General features: G+C 40.3%; 19 protein-coding genes. 4 read left to right on the top strand and 15 right to left on the bottom strand.

What is annotated here, in order from left to right; genetic code table 11:
- Window positions 1–131: 131 nt before the first annotated feature.
- The 12 genes from PHP90_RS05360 to PHP90_RS05305 all read right to left on the bottom strand — a co-directional run bounded on the left by PHP90_RS05360 (window position 132) and on the right by PHP90_RS05305 (window position 9,991).
- Entirely contained in the window at window positions 132–974 is an 843-nt protein-coding gene (locus PHP90_RS05360) for a ParB/RepB/Spo0J family partition protein (protein ID WP_299926406.1), read from the bottom strand.
- Window positions 975–983: 9 nt separating this feature from the next.
- Window positions 984–1,769, bottom strand: coding sequence for an AAA family ATPase (locus tag PHP90_RS05355; RefSeq protein ID WP_299926403.1), 786 nt, complete (start codon window positions 1,767–1,769; stop codon window positions 984–986).
- On the bottom strand, window positions 1,766–2,353 hold the full coding sequence (locus PHP90_RS05350; protein WP_299926400.1) for a biotin--[acetyl-CoA-carboxylase] ligase: 588 nt from the start codon (window positions 2,351–2,353) through the stop codon (window positions 1,766–1,768). Before PHP90_RS05350 ends, PHP90_RS05355 begins: the two co-directional genes overlap by 4 nt.
- Window positions 2,354–2,381: 28 nt before the next feature.
- Window positions 2,382–3,293 carry a methionyl-tRNA formyltransferase gene (fmt, locus tag PHP90_RS05345; protein ID WP_299926397.1) on the bottom strand — a complete coding sequence of 304 codons (912 nt, stop codon included), beginning with the start codon at window positions 3,291–3,293 and terminating at the stop codon, window positions 2,382–2,384.
- Window positions 3,294–4,064 carry a glutamate 5-kinase gene (proB, locus tag PHP90_RS05340; protein ID WP_299926395.1) on the bottom strand — a complete coding sequence of 257 codons (771 nt, stop codon included), beginning with the start codon at window positions 4,062–4,064 and terminating at the stop codon, window positions 3,294–3,296. It lies immediately after the preceding gene.
- Window positions 4,061–5,158: a GTPase ObgE gene (gene obgE, locus PHP90_RS05335; protein ID WP_299926393.1), complete on the bottom strand. Its 1,098-nt coding sequence runs from the start codon at window positions 5,156–5,158 to the stop codon at window positions 4,061–4,063. Before obgE ends, proB begins: the two co-directional genes overlap by 4 nt.
- A 156-nt stretch (window positions 5,159–5,314) precedes the next feature.
- Complete coding sequence (gene rpmA, locus PHP90_RS05330) at window positions 5,315–5,572, bottom strand: 50S ribosomal protein L27 (protein ID WP_015654103.1); 258 nt, start codon at window positions 5,570–5,572, stop codon at window positions 5,315–5,317.
- 19 nt (window positions 5,573–5,591) lie between these two features.
- On the bottom strand, window positions 5,592–5,900 hold the full coding sequence (rplU, locus tag PHP90_RS05325) for a 50S ribosomal protein L21 (protein ID WP_299926390.1): 309 nt from the start codon (window positions 5,898–5,900) through the stop codon (window positions 5,592–5,594).
- A gap of 61 nt (window positions 5,901–5,961) precedes the next feature.
- Entirely contained in the window at window positions 5,962–6,333 is a 372-nt protein-coding gene (locus tag PHP90_RS05320; RefSeq protein WP_299926409.1) for a RidA family protein, read from the bottom strand.
- Between the two features lie 28 nt (window positions 6,334–6,361).
- The gene (locus tag PHP90_RS05315; RefSeq protein ID WP_299926387.1) at window positions 6,362–6,757 is read right to left on the bottom strand and encodes a DUF255 domain-containing protein; all 396 of its coding nucleotides are present in this window, start codon (window positions 6,755–6,757) and stop codon (window positions 6,362–6,364) included.
- A 27-nt stretch (window positions 6,758–6,784) separates the two neighbouring features.
- The gene (gene dapE / locus PHP90_RS05310) at window positions 6,785–7,882 is read right to left on the bottom strand and encodes a succinyl-diaminopimelate desuccinylase (RefSeq protein WP_299926384.1); all 1,098 of its coding nucleotides are present in this window, start codon (window positions 7,880–7,882) and stop codon (window positions 6,785–6,787) included.
- An 87-nt stretch (window positions 7,883–7,969) separates the two neighbouring features.
- Window positions 7,970–9,991 (bottom strand): hypothetical protein, encoded by a 2,022-nt coding sequence (locus tag PHP90_RS05305; protein WP_299926381.1) that lies wholly within the window; start codon window positions 9,989–9,991, stop codon window positions 7,970–7,972.
- 142 nt (window positions 9,992–10,133) lie between these two features.
- Here PHP90_RS05305 and PHP90_RS05300 point away from each other — a divergent pair, with 142 nt between their 5' ends.
- Complete coding sequence (locus PHP90_RS05300) at window positions 10,134–10,562, top strand: PAS domain-containing protein (RefSeq protein ID WP_299926378.1); 429 nt, start codon at window positions 10,134–10,136, stop codon at window positions 10,560–10,562.
- On the opposite strand, the gene PHP90_RS05295 is transcribed toward PHP90_RS05300, so the two are convergent.
- Genes PHP90_RS05295 through PHP90_RS05285 form a run of 3 tightly spaced genes read right to left on the bottom strand, consistent with a single transcriptional unit; the run spans window position 10,559 to window position 13,403 of the window.
- Complete coding sequence (locus PHP90_RS05295; RefSeq protein ID WP_299926375.1) at window positions 10,559–11,863, bottom strand: MATE family efflux transporter; 1,305 nt, start codon at window positions 11,861–11,863, stop codon at window positions 10,559–10,561. The genes PHP90_RS05300 and PHP90_RS05295 overlap by 4 nt on opposite strands.
- A gap of 11 nt (window positions 11,864–11,874) precedes the next feature.
- Window positions 11,875–12,159: a hypothetical protein gene (locus PHP90_RS05290; RefSeq protein ID WP_299926372.1), complete on the bottom strand. Its 285-nt coding sequence runs from the start codon at window positions 12,157–12,159 to the stop codon at window positions 11,875–11,877.
- A complete protein-coding gene (locus tag PHP90_RS05285) occupies window positions 12,156–13,403 on the bottom strand; it encodes an MFS transporter (RefSeq protein WP_299926369.1) in 1,248 nt (415 codons plus the stop codon). Before PHP90_RS05285 ends, PHP90_RS05290 begins: the two co-directional genes overlap by 4 nt.
- Before the next feature lie 54 nt (window positions 13,404–13,457).
- Between PHP90_RS05285 and PHP90_RS05280 the strand changes: the two genes are divergently transcribed.
- From PHP90_RS05280 to PHP90_RS05270, 3 genes are read left to right on the top strand one after another with little or no spacing between them, the layout of a single operon-like run.
- Entirely contained in the window at window positions 13,458–13,850 is a 393-nt protein-coding gene (locus PHP90_RS05280; protein ID WP_299926366.1) for a flagellar protein FlaG, read from the top strand.
- Window positions 13,851–13,908: 58 nt separating this feature from the next.
- Window positions 13,909–14,289 (top strand): flagellar export chaperone FliS, encoded by a 381-nt coding sequence (gene fliS, locus PHP90_RS05275; RefSeq protein ID WP_299926364.1) that lies wholly within the window; start codon window positions 13,909–13,911, stop codon window positions 14,287–14,289.
- A complete protein-coding gene (locus tag PHP90_RS05270; protein WP_299926362.1) occupies window positions 14,270–14,524 on the top strand; it encodes a hypothetical protein in 255 nt (84 codons plus the stop codon). The genes fliS and PHP90_RS05270 overlap by 20 nt, the downstream gene beginning before the upstream one ends.
- The last annotated feature ends 9 nt before the right edge of the window (window positions 14,525–14,533 follow it).

Raw genomic sequence — 14,533 nt, 5'->3', positions numbered from 1 at the left:
GGCAATAAGGACAAGGAAGACAATCAGTGTGCTGCCAAGCAGCATCGGACTTATATCTAACATACCACCTCCTAAAAGTTGCGTGATTATACAACTTATAAATTGAAGGGACAGTTAAACGTCAAAAAATATTAAGAAAGTAGGTCTAAAAATGACTCAATTTGATCATTATCTTCAAAATCAATGGTCATTTTGTAACCTTTTGTGCCGCATTTATAACCAAGCGATTGTAAATGTTTTTTTAGTGCAGTAAAATTCAACCCATCGGCTGTATAGGTTTCTTGATGAATTGTTGAAGGGAGCTTAATTTTTTTTACCATACTCTCGACATCACGAACACTCAATTTTTGACCGATAATGGAATCAATCATCATAGTTTGTTCATTTGGTTCCAAACCAATGATTACTTTTGCGTGGCCGGCAGTAATTTTTCCCTCTACCAACGCTTTACGTCCTTTTTCACTCAGCTGCAAAAGACGTAAGGTATTCGTAATCTGTGTACGGCTTTTGTGAACCGTTTGGGAAAGTTGTTCATGGGTTAATTCATGGATATCAATCAACTCTTGATAGGCTTGTGCCAAATCGATTGCATTCAGTTCATCACGCTGAATATTTTCGATCAATGCCTGCTGACGCATTTGTTCATCGCTGACATTAACAACAATCGCTTTGATGGTTTTATTTTTGGCAAGCTTACTTGCACGTAAACGTCTCTCACCCGCTATTAAAATGAAACCGTCTAAATCTTCTTTGATAACAATAGGCTGGAGTAATCCGTGTGTTTTAATCGATTCGGCAAGCTCTGCCAAAGATTCAGGATCAAAATGTTTGCGAGGCTGATAAGGATTGGGACGAATTTTGCTCAAAGATATTTCTTCGACTCCGCCTCTTTTTGGAAGTTCATTATCATAGGCCTCTTCGATTTCACTGAGAAGTGCCCCTAGCCCTCTTCCTAATGCTGATGCTTTCGCCATACTTTTCCTTTAGGCGATAATAGCGTGTGCCAAATCTTGGTACGCCATAGAGCCGCTCGATTTTACATCATACAAAATTGCCGGCTTTCCAAAACTCGGAGATTCTGCTAATTTAACGTTTCTCGGAATAACAATAAACTCATCATTTCCACCCGATTTGAAAAGTTTTGCCTGAAAATGTTGACGCAAATCGGCAAAGACCTGTCGGGAAAGATTATTTTGTGCACTGTACATCGTCGGTAAAAAACCTTTAATCGTCAATTTCGGATTAATCGTTTTACGAACCAATTTAACAGTATTAAGAAGCTGTGCTAAACCTTCCAATGCAAAAAATTCACATTGAATCGGGATAATAACGGAATTTGACGCCGAAAGTGCATTGATCGTCATTGGCCCAAGAGCAGGAGGTGAATCGATAATAACATAATCGTATTCATCTTTGACCTGAGCAATCGCACGCTTCAAAATAAGTTCACGCCCTTTTGCATTGTCCGCGTCGTAATACTCTTTTTCAACTCCGACCAAACCGATATTCGAAGGTGCGATAAACAGTTTAGGTAATGCTGTCTTTAAAATAATTTCTCTAAGTTTTTTTGCACCGATCAGTACATGATAAATATTAAACTCATAATTGTTGCGATGATACCCTAATGAGGTCGTTGCGTTTGCTTGCGGATCGGCATCGATCAGCAATACTCTTTTTTCAGCAACGGCTAGGGATGCGGCTAAGTTGACGGCGGTTGTGGTTTTACCCACTCCCCCTTTTTGATTGGCGATAACAATAACTTCACTCATCGTAAACTAAATATCCTTTGGCCATCACATTCTAACGATCCGTCTTCAAGTAAAACGGCACGCTCTAATGCAACTTTTTCATTATTGTTGTGGGTAAAAAAATCTCTACTGTTTTCAAATTCTACACGGTAATTACTAAAAATCTGCTTCCACGATGGTAAATTTTTAAACAATGCACTATATGCTTTTGTTAAATCGTATGCACTGATCGTGATATCAATTTTTTCAAATTCATCAGGAGCAGCTATCAGATTTATCCCAATACCGCATACCAGTGTATCACCCATCAAATTTGTGATCACCCCACCGATTTTTTTATTTCCCAAATAAAAATCATTGGGCCATTTAAGCCATGTCTTTGACCCGTATGAATATAAAAGTTCTTTCATCAAAAATGCCATATATATTGATGAAGACTCCAATCTTAAATCTTTAGGAAGGATCGAACGAGGCAGTGCTAAAGAAATAAAAAGATTTCCTTTGACACCAATCCAACTATTGCCTCGTGAACCTTTTCCTAATGTTTGCGATAATGCGCCCACACATACGGGAGGAAGTAAACGTGAAGCTTTAAGCTCTTCCAAAAGAAAGCTTTGAGTCGACTCAAGCGACTCAAACCAATGAATGTCCACACCCTATCCGTTTTCCGTTCAGATAATCAATAACGGATGTTTCTTGTTTAGAAGGGGCCTGTACTCGGATAATTCGTAAAGAACCTTTTACGCACTGTACTCTAATACTCTCTTTATCTATATGTGTGATTGTCCCTGCCACACCTACAGAATCTTCATCTTCTAATCGCATCTCTTTAATTTTTAATCCGGATTCAGTGAATATCCCCGGCCAAGGCGTGAAAGCACGGTAACGATTATAAATTTCACGGGCATTACCAAAATCAATCAAACCGTCTGATTTGAGTATTTTTGTACAATGGGTTGCTTCGGAATCATTTTGTGACACCGCACTTTTACAATCCCAGGTGCGAATAACATCGAGAGTAAGTTTCACAGCGGCAACTGTCAATCGTTCATACAAAGAAGAGACCATTTCATCCGCACCGATGGAGAGAGTCTCAATTTTTATAATTGCTCCGGTATCGAGTCCTTCATCCATCCACATCGCTGTAACACCACTTTGGGCATCGTTATTCAGTAAGCTTTGTTGAATCGGACTAGCACCACGGTATTGGGGAAGAATTGAAGCATGTAGATTGACGCATGGTGCATGATCTAAAATCGCTCTAGGCAAAATCTGCCCGTAAGCCGCAACAATAATCATATCACAGGGAATTGCCACAAGCTCACTAACTACTGCTTCATCTCGTAATCTATTCGGTTGAATGACCCGAAGATTTGCTTTTTCTGCCAAAACTTTGACAATAGGGGGAGTCAAAATTCCTTTGCGCCCCACCGGTTTATCCGGTTGAGTATAGACGGCAACAATTTCTATGTCATTGGCTTGAATTAAAGCTTCTAAAATGGTTCCCGCGTACTCGGGTGTTCCCATAAATATAATACGGGTCAATTAAAGTTCCTCTTGAGCTTTAAACAAACTGCCGCCACGATGTTCTCCGTTTAACAAGAAACTGCGTGCATCGCTTAGATCAAATCCGCTTGCTAAGAACATTGCACCGCCACGTTTGAGAAGAAAATCAGCCGCTTTAAGTTTGGTAACTATCCCACCCGTCGCAAAATTATGATTGGGAGTTACTTCCATTAAAAGTTCTTCTTGTGTAATGGTTTCTATGCGTGTTCGCACCATTGCATCGTCATAAGTTCGGGGATCTTTATCGTAATAAGCGTCGATATCTGATAAGATAATCAGCAAATCTGCCCCGAAATGATATGCTGCATAAGCGGATAGCTGATCATTATCACCCAAAACAAGTTCTTCCGTTGCTGTTGCATCGTTTTCATTAATGATTGGAATGACATTATGCTTGAGGAGCGTTTCAATAGTATCTTTAGCTTTTTGAGATTGTTCATCCGTATTAAAGTTGGCAGCTGTTACCAATACCTGAGAAGGGAGGATATTATGCTGTTCAAACATCTTACGATATTTGTTCATCAATATTGGTTGACCGATCGAGGCAAGGGCCTGCTTATTTGCTAAAATCTTTTTATCAAGTTTAAGTTCTGTATAGCCTGCAGCCACTGCACCGGAAGAGACAAGAATCACTTCATAGCTTTTTTTAAGTTCGGCAATAAAATCGACAAGATTTTGCATCCGATCTTTTGCGATGCGGTTTTGTTCGCTTAAAACCGCACTGCCGACTTTAACGACGATCCGCTTCATTTACGCTCCGTTACAACCATTTGATAAAGTGCGTAGGTTAATGGTTTGATATTGAGATTAATTGCTGATGAGATTGGTGCAATGAATGCCGGTTTTGAACGCTCATAAAATGCTTTGTCGAAATCTTCTTGCTCATAGACCGGATACTCATCGCTGAAAGCAAATCGGCTTTTTTTAACCGGGGCAAGGTTGACAAGTTTCAAGAATGCGTTGGTTTTTTCAATCGCTTCTTCCGGACTCATCGCATCGGCACGGGTCAAGGCAATTGCAAAATTACGTTCAGCCAAAAGAGGTGAAAATTTTTCCAGTTCTTGTTTAAGAGTTTCATACTGATATTCAAGCTCATGGTACGATGCCAAATCGATCATAAATAACAATGTCTTTGTGCGCTCAATATGACGCAGGAATTTAAGTCCAAGACCTTTGCCCTCTGATGCCCCACCGATAATACCGGGAATGTCAGCCATAATATACGAATCGAACTCACCGATATTGATCTGTCCTAGTTTCGGTGTCAATGTTGTAAATTCATAGTTCGCTACTTCAGGACGAGCATTGGAAACGGTAGAAATAAGGGTTGATTTTCCAACATTCGGGAAACCGACCAGTCCGACATCGGCGATCAGTTTCAGATCAAGCCGAACAATGCGGGTAACAGCCGGTTCACCCGGTTGAGCGTACATCGGTTTTTGATTGGTTGAGGATTTAAAATGAACATTTCCAAGTCCGCCGCGTCCCCCTTCTAAAAAGAGAACTTCTTTACCGTCTTCTAACAAATCAAGTAATACTTCGCCCGTTTCGACATCTACAACTTGAGTTCCTGGAGGAACGACTACTACGAGACGCTTGCCCGCTTTACCTGCCATATTGGAACCTGAACCCGGCTGACCTTTGTCAGCTTTTAAGTTTTTGTTTCCTTGGAAATGGGCGAGTGTATGGGTATTGTTATCAACTCTAAAATAGACGTCACCGCCACGTCCGCCGTCACCGCCGTTCGGACCACCTTGAAGGACGTATTTTTCCCGTCTGAAAGCAACACACCCTGCTCCCCCTTTTCCGGATGAGACGGTAATTTCTACACTATCACTAAACATGGATATCCTTAAAGTTGTTTTGAACATTTGCCTCGAGACGAGACAACTATTATTTGCTTAACACTATACTTCATCATAAAAGTACACAATTAAAAAGATAATTTCGGAAATTGTATCAAAAATCGGGCGAAAGCCCGACGTGAGTCTATGAGAAAATTAAGCGGCAGGGATGATAGAGACTTGTTTGCGTTTTTTGTCTTTACGTTCAAATGCAACGACACCGTCAACCAATGCATACAATGTGTGGTCTTTACCCATACCCATGTTTTTACCCGGGTGAACTTTTGTTCCGCGTTGGCGGATAACGATGTTACCTGCTCTTACGAATTCACCACCGTATTTTTTGACACCGAGTCTACGTCCCGCTGAGTCGCGGTTATTCTGTGTACTACCCTGACCTTTCTTATGAGCCATGCTGTCCTCCTGCTTTTAATTATGCGTTGATCGCAGTGATACGAACACGCGTGTGATCTCTACGGAAACCACGTTTCAATTTACTGTCTTTACGACGACGTTTTTTGTAGATCACGACTTTACGGTCACGACCTTCATTGATCACTTCAGCCATAACAACAGCACCCTCTACAAATGGAGTACCTGTGCGAAGTTCACCGTTATTAACGGCAAGAACTTCTTTGATTTCGATGGCAGTTTTAGGATCGAGTCCCATTTTATCGAACAAAAGGATATCACCCTCTTGAACTTTGTACTGTTTACCACCATTTTTAATGATTGCGTACATTAGCATTCCTTACCTATAAGTCTACAAAAAGTGGCGAATTATAGCCAACGTTTATTTAAGCTTAAATTAAAGCGATCGCATCGATCTCAACAAGTGCATTTTTCGGTAACGTTTTAACAGCAACTGTAGAGCGTGCAGGCTTATGATTTCCGAATGCTTCTCCATAGATTGCATTCACTGCCCCGAAGTCATCCATATTATCGAGAAAAATAGTCGTTTTAATCACTTTCTCCAATGAACTTCCCGCTGCTTCCAAAACTGCTTTTAGATTGGAGAGAACTTGAACACATTGTGAGCTGACATCACCACTTAGCATCTCTCCTGCAGGGGTCAGTGCGATTTGGCCGGAAGTAAAAACCATTCCGTTGGCGATCATCGCTTGTGAATACGGTCCGATAGCCGCAGGAGCGTTTGGAGTCTGTACAGGTGTCATCATAAGTTTCCTTTGAGTAGTTATTCAATTATTTTTTGTATTTTACCAAAGCATCATCAAGAATAGATTGATAATCCTCTACCGGCCAATATCCCGGCATCGAATAAATCACGCTCCCGTTATTGTCTAAAAAATAATTCATTGGCACCATTTTTGCGCTCAACTTTTTCGGGTAGACGCTTTTATCACGTGTCACATGAACGGCTACGAATTTCGAATTCACTTTAGTAATCACATCCTCGTCTTGGAGCGTTGTTGCCTCAAATTTACGGCACCATCGGCATTGTTCGCTTGTGATAAGAACCAATAACGGCTTATTCTCTTTTTTTGCTTTAGCCTGTGCTTGCTCAAAAGTGTCATTCCAAGTAATTTCCGCAGCAAAGAGATTAGCCATTAAAAATGCTAACAAAACTATTTTTTTCATTTTTGGCCTTTTTTCTAAAACAGAATTTTATCGAAAATTATCGATCAACTTTGTAAAAACAATATAAAGATTTTGAACTTCATCAATTGATGTCCGCTCATTCGGAGCATGAATTGTGTCATTAATGACACCAAATTCAATCACATCGATTCCATACGCGGCGATAAAACGGGCATCCGACGTCCCTCCTGCCGTAGAATTTTTAGGAGTGATGTTACATACTTCGCGAATCGAATCTGATAATGCTCTCACTATTGGTGTATTTGCGTCCGTTACAAACGGCTCAGCTGACTGATCGAGTCGGAGAGTATAGTCCAACCCTTTCAAATGCTCTGCGATAAATACTTCAATCAATCCTTTATCCGTACGAGTGGAGTTACGGACGTTGAACATCATTTTTAATTTTCCTGGAGATACGTTCGTCGTCTCGATTCCCGCACGGATATCAGTAATGACAATCTGACTCGGAGCAAAATATTCATCTCCATTGTCCAAAAAGGCACCTGCAATTTTGGACAGAAGCGGAGCAATTTGATGAACCGGATTAATCGCTTTTTCCGGATAAGCAGCATGGCCTTGTTTGCCGACAAGCTCTATAACGCCGTTAATCGATCCCCGACGCCCTACTTTGATCGCATCACCGAAGATCGTTTCGCATGTCGGTTCTGCAACAACAACGGCATCCGGCAATAAATGGTGCTCTTTTAGATATTTCAATACCTCAACCGTTCCAAATTTTGCCGGACCTTCTTCATCCGAAGTAAGAAGAATCGAGAGTGTTCCGTTAAAATTTTCAGCCTCACTCAAAGCTTGGGTAAATGCCGCTACACCGCTTTTCATATCCTGAGCACCACGGGCGTAGATATAGCCCTCTTTTTCAGTTGCGATAAACGGATCGGTATTCCAGCCGTCTCCTACAGGAACGACATCAACGTGCCCCGCAAAGCACAGATGTTTTCCTTCCCCGAAAGTACGATAAGCAAAAAAGTTTTTAACCCCTTCTTTATCAATACGAATAACCTTAAAATCGCTCAAATAATCTGATAAAAATTCAAAAATACCGCCATCTTCAGGAGTAACACTACGTGATTCCAAAAGGTGTTTAAATAATTCAATAACGTTCACACGATTCCTTTAAACGCCAAAGGAATACATCCCTTTGACTACGCTTGCCGCTATGGCACTAAAGCTTGCCTCATTACGAGGCAGATTTTATTCTAATTGTTTCTCATATTCCAATCGTAAACCTTGAGACGTCATTATAAAACCTCTGAGTTTGATTTTGCCTTGTGAAATCTCTCGAGAATGGGTTTCACATAATGCTATAAGATGGTGATGTTCTTTCGCCGTACTGTTTTTTTGACGGTTTCGTACCAATGCCCCGCAGATAACACATTCACAAGCAACCACTTCGCGATACCGTTTAATATACTCTTTTTGATTACCCAATTCCAATACATCATACTCTTTTGCCAAATTTTCCCGTAACCGTTTGGCATTTTGTAAAAAATGGGGATTCATATGAAGTGACTCGGCAAACTCTAAACCATATACGCTGCTACCACGCCCCGGTTTAAGGATTCGATCATAAATTAAACGATCACTCTCTGCATTGTAATGAACGCTCAAATGTAAATTGACCACTTCACGCAAACGGCTAAGCTCACTAATCATGGAGAGCTGATGCAAATGGGTAGTCATAAGAAAAAGAGAGCCTTTTCGAGAAAGCTCCATTATCGTACTGGCAACTATAGAGACAGCAGAGAGCGTTTCTGTACCATGACTGATTTCATCTCCTAAAATAAGCGAACGAGACGTTGCACTACTAAAGATAGCGTTGAGTTCCAACATCTCTACTCCAAAAGTTGAGAGTGATTTGGCAACATTATCACGTGATTGTATCCGGGTATAGACTCCATCAAAGAGTGAAAACTTCATCGCTTTTGCGGGAACGAAGAATCCGGATTGAGCTAACGACACGGCAATCCCGATACTTTTCATTAGTGAAGATTTCCCGCTGGAATTTATACCATACAGCAACACTCCGCGGATGTTTGCACCGTCGTGCACTTTTGAATCCAACATAACCGTATCCGGATACGGCAAATCTAGATGGTCACGATCTCCCATAACAATATCATTAGGAACATACGCTATCCCCTGTGCTTCTACCAATAGATGACGTAATCCACTTATCTGCAAAAAATTTTCTTTTGAGGACTCAATAATAGTTGGACGAACAAGTGCATATTTTTGTGCATTTACTGCCGAAGCAACGGCGACATCGATTTGTGCGACCCAATCAATCGTAAGCCGAATCAGGGAAATTTGTGATTCTATCCACTGACGTTCGCGAAAGTGATTTTTAAGCTCGATATCCCATCCATCCAAAAGTGTTTCCGAAGGGAGTAAGTGTATTAGTTTGTGTTTTACACAATACGACTGAATTTCGAGCACCGAATTTAATGATAGAAGAAAAGACCCTATTTCATTTTCACGACGACTTTGAAGTTGCCACCATAAAAGTTCAATATCTCCAATTTTTTCTAAATGCTCTTTTAGCCAAGAAGTATGTGGGTTGAGCGCTTCTATCCAATCCAACCGTCGATTGAGTTCGCGAGAATCTTTGATCGGCAAAAAAAGACGGAGACGGCCTAAACGCTGTCCCATAGGGGTTGACATTGTCAAAAAAAGTTTTGTAATACTGGGAACTCTAAAATCTATTGCCGTCATTTCAAGCTGTTCAAGTGCATTATTACCCAATTCCATCAGTTCAGTTGTCAGCAATAAAACAGGATGCGCATATGCGGTTGTATCCGTGTCTTGTAAATGATGAGCGAGTAATGCCAATGCATCTGCACACAGCGGTCTTCTTTCAAGATTTAAATGCTCGATAGGTGTCAGAAGTGAATGTACATTAAATACATTTTTAAAAAGAGTATTTTGTTCTACATTGTCAAAGGTTCTATGATCATATATAACCTCAAACATAGCAAAATTACTTGCAATCTGTTCAAATAACTGTTTAGAAGATGCTCCTATGATTAGACGACGACTGTCTGTAACAAATAGCAAATGTAATACTTTATCAATTGCACCGTAAGGATGTGAAGGCTCTGCTTCAATTTCAGACATCCATCCTTTTAGCCCAAAAGGTTCAAACATTACCAAACCGATTGAATATCCGTCACCGTTATGACTGATAAACAGTGCAGCCTGAGGTTCTTTAATCATACAATCACCATGCCGGTTTTAATTTCTGAGAGTTATTATATCTATAATAAAAAAAACAAAATAAGAAATTTAACTTTTATTTTTGTAATAATCGCGTTATAATCGCAAGCTTATATTCTAATCTAAGTTTAGGACATGCATTATGAAACGACCTACCCCGGTAAACGAAGAAGTTTTATTTGACGGAAGAAGTTTGATATCCGAAACCGATACTAAAGGTATTATCACCTATGTCAACCGTAAATTTACGGAGATGACAGGATATACAGCTCTCGAAGCGGTCGGACAGCCTCACAGTCTTTTACGCCATCCGGATATGCCGAAAGCAGGCTTTGAGGGGATGTGGAAAATCATCGAAAGCGGTAAAATTTGGGAAGGATACGTTAAAAACCTCCGTAAAGACGGCAAATTTTATTGGGTAGTTGTTCATATCGTCCCTAAACTCGATGAAGAAGGGAAGATTATCGGCTACATAGCTTCACGGAAGATGCCGGATCGCAATCGTCTTAAAATCGTTGAACAACAATATGCCGAACTGCTCGCAGCAGAAAAAGCGGAAAAACAAGGTTAAATCTTATGATTTAGCCACTCTTTTTTCTGATAAACTTTCCAAAACAACCATCCTTTAATGAATGTTTCAATTGTCATCGCAACATAAACTCCCAAAATTCCGCCTCCCAGCTTTAGGACTGCATAGGATGGAATAATACGGAAAAGCCATAACGAACCTATTGAAATTTGCATACTCATTTTTGTCGCACCGGAACCCCGTAATGCCCCACTTAAAACAAATGTCATTGCAAGCGGTATTTGAGAAATCCCGACAAGCCTCAGATACAATGCCGCTTGATCCATCGTCGCGGGATCTTTGGTAAAAAACTGAATCATAAGTTCTGGAATAACAACTAAAACTACTCCTACACCACCCATGAAAATCATTGCTATTTTAGTACTTAGGACACCTGATGCATAAGCATAATCATATTGTCGCGCACCGATGTATTGCCCTGCAAGTACCATTGCTGCTACTGAAAAACCAAAACCTGGCATAAAGGCTAAAGCCTCAATACGAAGCCCAATCTGATATCCAGCCAGCGCGTCAGTTCCCTGAGAAGCAATCATCTTAACAAAAAGCAAGAATGACGTTACTCCGATAACACGTTCTACAGCAGCCGGAGTACCGATTGAAATCATTCTTTTAAAATCGCTAAAAGAAAAAATCGGATATATGCCTAAGACTCCGCCTTTACGCACTAAAAGCCATCCATACAACAGTACATTAAATCCATAGGCACAAACAGTAGCATATGCAGCACCCTCTACTCCCATCGCATCAAATCCGGCATGTCCGAAGATAAAAAGATAATTCAAGCCGCCATTAAGAAATGCTGAAAAAATTTTGATGGCTAAAGACGTTCGGGTATCCCCTGCTGCAGAAAGGGCATTGTAAGCTAAATTATCGAGAAAAATAAGCCCCATTCCTAATGAGAGAATTCCAAAATATCCACTGCCGAGTTTTATGACTTCAACACTTGAACCCATCCAGCAAAAAATATCAGCCGAAAATATCCATCCGATAATTCCAATTATCAAAGACCCGGCTAAAGCAACCCACATGCCGATAAATACAACAGAGGAGGCACGATGACGTCGTCCGCTTCCGATATATCGGGAAATCATTGCACTCGAACCGACAGCATAAACGCTCATCAAAGCCTGAATCACCATCAAAAACTGCATCGACAGTCCGACAGCCGCTAAAGCTGCGACTCCCAGTGCACCTACCATCAGCATATCAATGAGTATTTGTACAATATCGAGCAAGTGCTTCAATGCAGCCGGAATTGCCAGCCGAAGCACCCGTTGTTGCATCATAAATGTATTCAGTCTTGTAACTTCTGTGAAATTTCATGCATAACACGGAACAACTCGTCTTTTGTTTCGTAACGCAGTTCTACTCTATTAACCGGTACCTCACCTACCGGATCAAAATCACATATCAAGACATAAGCTTCCAATACAATCACATCTGCCTTTAATTCCGCCCATTCTAACGAAACTGACGCTGTTTCCCCTGCAGCATGGATTAATGCCGCCGGATATAAACGGGTCACTTTGGATAAATCAATCTTATGTTCATTTGACTCAAACCAAATCTCTTTATTCATCCTATCTCCTTAAGTATAAATGTCCGTCGAATCCATCCGTAATAAAATGCTGCCAATGCAAATACACTTCCCAAAATCAGCGTAATTATCCCTAATGCAACTCCTTGCTGAGCCAAAAAGCCGATTAAAAGGGATACCGCTGCCCCGACTCCTAAAAAAATCATATCGTTATACGCAATGACACGACCATAGAAATCACTATTGGTATGATGTTGCAAGAGCGTATAGGTATACGACCATAATGTCGTCGTCACAAAACCGACTCCAATCGAAGCAATCACGGAAAAATAGAAATCTTCAATCGCCAATGCCCATAAAGCTATACTCAACGCTTCTGCAAACAACAACCATCCCAGTCTAGAATTATTGATCCAATGTCCAAGTATCATCGGACCGATAACCAGTCCAAGTGCCCGAGCAGCATTAATTAATCCAATCCCTAATGAAACTGCAATAATTTGCGCATAAAAATGCTTAGCAGCTAGTGCAACCAATGCATCAAATGCCGTAAAACCTACCACTGCATGTAAAATCATCAGATGCAAGACAATACGGTTATCACGGATATACCCAAAAGTTTCCCGCATCATTTTTACAAAGTGATCCTCATTTGTCGATAATTCGATATTCATGCGAAGGCCCAAAACTAATATCAATACCAACATAAATAATCCGGCGTCCAATACAAATGCCGCAGTCGTCCCCGCCCAATAAACAAACAATCCGCTCAATGCCATCCCGACGGTATAAGAGAGTGACCATATTATCGAATGTATTTCGTTTGCGACTTGAAGTGATTTCCCCTCCAGAATTCTGGGAAGGAGCGACATTTCTACCGTAAAATGAAAACTGGATGCCCCCATACGAATAAATACCAAAAGATATAAAAACCATAGCATTCCGATATTGTCAATACTAATCAAGAAAAGGGTACAAACGATTTCGATAAGAGTAAGAATAATCATGAGCCGTTTAGGATGTATCCGATCGAGAATGACTCCGCTCAAAGGTGCCTGAAAGACTCCAGGTAAAAAATGTATTGCTGCCACTAATGCAATAATAGATGCACTGACATCCATCTGAATCAACAATGTATAAATTGCGACATTACTAAACCAAGCACCAAAATAGGCAATCAGTTGGATTATAGAGAGGCGGCGAAGCAGCGGTTCGTTCCGTAAAAGGGTTAAATAGCGTTTCATAAGCGGAAGGTTATCATAGTTCGTTAAAGTTTTTATTTTCATTGACGATTTAGCAATTATAAAATGTCTCGAACTTATTCGACAAGGAGAAGCAAAATGGAAATCTTGCAAACCACTGCCAAGATGCAACAAAGCCAGAGCGTTGCACCAAAAACAAGTGCAGACCTAAATCTTACGCAGAGCGTTCAACAAATACAAAAAGCTCAGATCAATCAAGATAAAGTCGCACAAATCAGTAATGATCAAAAAACTTCTAAAACCGGTTCACAGGAACAAATGAATAAATTGATCGATCAGCTGAATCAGTCACTAAATCCATTTAATACTTCTCTGCGTTTTGGATTTGATAATTCATCAGAAGATTTTTATGTCTCTGTTATTGATACAAAAAGCAATCGTATGCTTAGACGCTTTCCTGTCGAACAAGCGCAACAGCTTTTACCAAAAATGCAAGAAGTAAATGGTTTATTATTCGATCAAAAAGGGTAACAGAATACCTCAACACAAAAAATAAAATTTTATTCGAATAAACAAACAAGGATTTTTTATGTTCAACAATCTCGCGTATAATACTTATAATCAAAACAACATTGGTGTTGAATCACCTGAAAAATTAATTCAAATGATGTACGAAGGGATCTTGCGCTTTAATATGCAAGCAAAACGTTCAATTGCTGATGGTGATATTGAAAGACGGACGTATTGGATCAACCGATCAAATGCCGTTCTTATGGAACTTATTAATATTTTAGATTACAAACACGGCGATATTGCCCATTATCTCTCAGGTCTCTACACCTACCAACTTCGCCTTCTTTTAGAAGCAAACATTTACAATGACTCAACAAAATTGGATGAAGTGAGCCAAGTATTTAAAGGGCTTTTGGAAGCATGGAAAGAGAGCACTGATGTGGCTAACCAAGCTTAAAACGGCTCTTGTATTAGAAGAGATCGATCATATCTCTTCGCTGCTCGATGAGATGCCAACCTTTTCTTCTCTCGCAGAGATGGAAGAAGCAAGTTATCTTCTCTCACAGACCAAAACGCTTATAGAACGTAACAAAGTTGAGACAGCACATACACTACAACAACTCAAAAGTACCATCGATTTTCTCAATTCCACGCAAATAAACCCACCCTCTTCATTAAATCTAAAATTTTAACGCTATTCT

The sequence above is a fragment of the Sulfuricurvum sp. genome (assembly GCF_028712165.1).
Lineage (GTDB): Bacteria > Campylobacterota > Campylobacteria > Campylobacterales > Sulfurimonadaceae > Sulfuricurvum.
The sequence above is the reverse complement of the archived record's forward strand: the minus strand, read 5'-3'. Positions and strand labels throughout refer to the sequence as shown.

Bases quoted from the DNA above. Each gene is read 5' to 3' on its own strand.
- PHP90_RS05360 (WP_299926406.1), bottom strand. From the start codon at position 974: ATGGCGAAAGCATCAGCATTAGGAAGAGGGCTAGGGGCACTTCTCAGT.
- PHP90_RS05355 (WP_299926403.1), bottom strand. From the start codon at position 1,769: ATGAGTGAAGTTATTGTTATCGCCAATCAAAAAGGGGGAGTGGGTAAA.
- proB (WP_299926395.1), bottom strand. From the start codon at position 4,064: ATGAAGCGGATCGTCGTTAAAGTCGGCAGTGCGGTTTTAAGCGAACAA.
- obgE (WP_299926393.1), bottom strand. From the start codon at position 5,158: ATGTTTAGTGATAGTGTAGAAATTACCGTCTCATCCGGAAAAGGGGGA.
- rpmA (WP_015654103.1), bottom strand. From the start codon at position 5,572: ATGGCTCATAAGAAAGGTCAGGGTAGTACACAGAATAACCGCGACTCA.
- rplU (WP_299926390.1), bottom strand. From the start codon at position 5,900: ATGTACGCAATCATTAAAAATGGTGGTAAACAGTACAAAGTTCAAGAG.
- PHP90_RS05320 (WP_299926409.1), bottom strand. From the start codon at position 6,333: ATGACACCTGTACAGACTCCAAACGCTCCTGCGGCTATCGGACCGTAT.
- PHP90_RS05315 (WP_299926387.1), bottom strand. From the start codon at position 6,757: ATGAAAAAAATAGTTTTGTTAGCATTTTTAATGGCTAATCTCTTTGCT.
- PHP90_RS05305 (WP_299926381.1), bottom strand. From the start codon at position 9,991: ATGATTAAAGAACCTCAGGCTGCACTGTTTATCAGTCATAACGGTGAC.
- PHP90_RS05300 (WP_299926378.1), top strand. From the start codon at position 10,134: ATGAAACGACCTACCCCGGTAAACGAAGAAGTTTTATTTGACGGAAGA.
- PHP90_RS05295 (WP_299926375.1), bottom strand. From the start codon at position 11,863: ATGCAACAACGGGTGCTTCGGCTGGCAATTCCGGCTGCATTGAAGCAC.
- PHP90_RS05290 (WP_299926372.1), bottom strand. From the start codon at position 12,159: ATGAATAAAGAGATTTGGTTTGAGTCAAATGAACATAAGATTGATTTA.
- PHP90_RS05285 (WP_299926369.1), bottom strand. From the start codon at position 13,403: ATGAAAATAAAAACTTTAACGAACTATGATAACCTTCCGCTTATGAAA.
- PHP90_RS05280 (WP_299926366.1), top strand. From the start codon at position 13,458: ATGGAAATCTTGCAAACCACTGCCAAGATGCAACAAAGCCAGAGCGTT.
- fliS (WP_299926364.1), top strand. From the start codon at position 13,909: ATGTTCAACAATCTCGCGTATAATACTTATAATCAAAACAACATTGGT.
- PHP90_RS05270 (WP_299926362.1), top strand. From the start codon at position 14,270: ATGTGGCTAACCAAGCTTAAAACGGCTCTTGTATTAGAAGAGATCGAT.